Annotated in this window: 2 protein-coding genes; both read left to right on the plus strand. The window is 71.0% G+C overall.

Annotated elements, in window-relative coordinates:
- The coding region (locus AC08ON_RS03900; RefSeq protein WP_476616466.1) for an IucA/IucC family C-terminal-domain containing protein at positions 1-1,061 on the plus strand (1,061 nt) is incomplete at its 5' end.
- A 65-nt stretch (positions 1,062-1,126) separates the two neighbouring features.
- On the plus strand, positions 1,127-2,415 hold a 1,289-nt coding region (locus tag AC08ON_RS03905), incomplete at its 3' end, for a lysine N(6)-hydroxylase/L-ornithine N(5)-oxygenase family protein (protein ID WP_476616467.1).

Raw genomic sequence — 2,415 nt, forward strand, 5'->3', positions numbered from 1 at the left:
GGCGGCCGGAGATCCCGGTGATGCTCAAGCTCTCGCTGGGGATGCGAATCACCAACTCGCGCCGGGTGCTGCAGCTCGACGAGCTGCGGCTCGGCGCGATGACCGCGAGGCTGATCGACGCCGGTCTCGGCGCGGCGCTCGCCGCCCGACATCCGACCTTCCGCCTCATCGGGGAGCCCGGTTGGGTGGCCGTCACCCGACCGGGAGGGGAGGGTCGGCCCCGAACCGGCCCCGCAACACCGCTGCCGATCGGGTCCGGCGAGCGGCGCGACGGAGGGCGCGACGAGGACGGCGTCGGGCTGGAGACCGCCGTCCGGGTCAATCCGTTCGGGTCAGTCGACCGGGTGGTGTGCGCCGCGGCACTCATCGCGCCCAGGCCCGAGCGGACCACGGACAGCCGTGGCCGGGCCCGGACGGCGATGCTTCCCCGGATCCTCACGACGCTGGCTGGCTCGCTGAGCGATCCCCTCCCGACGCTGACCGACGCCTGGTTCGACCGTTATCTGACCGTGGTGGCCGCCCCGGTGGTGGACCTCTACCTGCATTTCGGGATCGGCGTCGAGGCCCACCTGCAGAACACCCTGGTCACCCTGGACGCGGCGGGCTGGCCGATCGCCGGCTGGTACCGCGACAGCCAGGGCTACTACGTGGCCACCTCCGCCACGGCGGAGGTGCAGCAGCTGCTGCCCGGCTTCGGTACCGGACTCAACGCGATCTTCGATGACGCGCTGGTGGCCGAGAGGACCATCTACTACCTGTTCGTGAACAACGTCTTCGCCCTCGCCGGCGCGCTCGGGGTCGCGGGTGTCGCGGACGAGCGCCGCCTGCTCGGGCGGGTGCGTGGCCTGCTCCATCGGCTGGACGGGGATGGCCCACGCGGGCGGGGGCTGCGGCCACCCGCCACTCGCCGAGCACTGATCACCAGGCTGCTCGACTCCCCCACCCTGCCATGCAAGGCCAACCTGCGCACCTGCGTGGACGGGCGGGACGAACTGGTCGGACCGGTGGCCACTCAGTCGGTGTACGTGCCGATCCCCAACCCGCTCCTGGAGGCCTCGTGACCTTCCGCGCCCCGTCCACAGCTCGCGGCGAGCGCCCGCGTACCGTCGACGACGGATCGGCGTTCGTGGGTCTGCCTGCGGGGGGCGAACCGCCCTACGACGTGGTCGGGGTCGGGCTGGGGCCGTTCAACCTGTCGCTTGCGGCCCTGGCCGACGGGCTGCCCGGCCTGCGGGCCGTCTTCTTCGACCAGGCGCCGGCCTTCAGCTGGCATCCCGGCCTGCTGTTGGAAGGTACGACCCTGCAGGTGCCGTTCCTCGCCGATCTCGTCACCCTGATCGACCCGACCAGCAGATGGTCCTTCCTGGCGTACCTGCGCGAGCATGACCGGCTCTTCCGCTTCTATCTCTACGAACGGTTCCACATCCCCCGCCGGGAGTATGACGACTACTGCCGGTGGGTCGCCGACAGTCTCGACTCCACCCACTTCGGCACCCGCGTCGAGGCGGTCCGCTGGGATCCCGACACCCGCCTGTTCCAGGTGGCGATCGTCCAGCCCCACCGGTCCGATCAGGCAGGGCAGTCCGGCGCGTCCCCGACACGGGTGGTGACCGCTCGGCACCTGGTCCTCGGGATCGGAACCGAACCGATCATGCCGCTGGCCTTCGCGGGGATGCCGAACGGGCGGGCCTTCCATGCGGCCGAGTACCAGCAGCGGCGTTCCGCGCTGGCGGGGCTTTCCCGGGTCACGGTGGTCGGCTCCGGACAGTCCGGGGCGGAGGTGTTCGCGGATCTGCTCCGCGCACAACCGGTGACCGGCCATCAGCTGACCTGGATCACCCGCACCCCCGCCTTCGCACCGATGGAGTACTCCAAACTCGGCCTCGAACAGTTCACCCCCGACTTCGTCCGCTATTTCCACGGTCTGGAGCAGGCGACCAAGGACACGCTCGTTCCGGCTCAGTGGCAGCTCTACAAGGGGATCGACGCGGACACCATCGCGGAGATCTACGACCTGCTGTACGAACGGACGATCGGCGGGGCGGACGTGGCGGCGACGCTGCTGCCGGGCGTCGTCGTGGAGACGGCCTCGCAGCGGGACCGGGGCGGTGAGATCACTCTCGGCTGCCGCCACCGCGATCAGAACCGCGCCTTTCCCGTCCACACCGACGCGGTGGTGCTTGCGACCGGATACGCCGCACGCCGGCCGACCCTGCTCGATCCCATGGCCGGGCTGATCGACGTCGACGACAGGGGCCGCTTCCGCGTCGACGCCCGCTACCGGGTGGCGACCGACGCCGGTCTGACCGGCCGTGTCTACGTCCAGAACGCGGAGCTGCACACGCACGGCGTCGTGACGCCCGACCTCGGCCTCGGTGCCTGGCGCGCCGCGGTCATCCTCGACGACCTGACCGG

It is taken from the genome of Frankia sp. CoWAU3 (genome assembly GCF_977971855.1).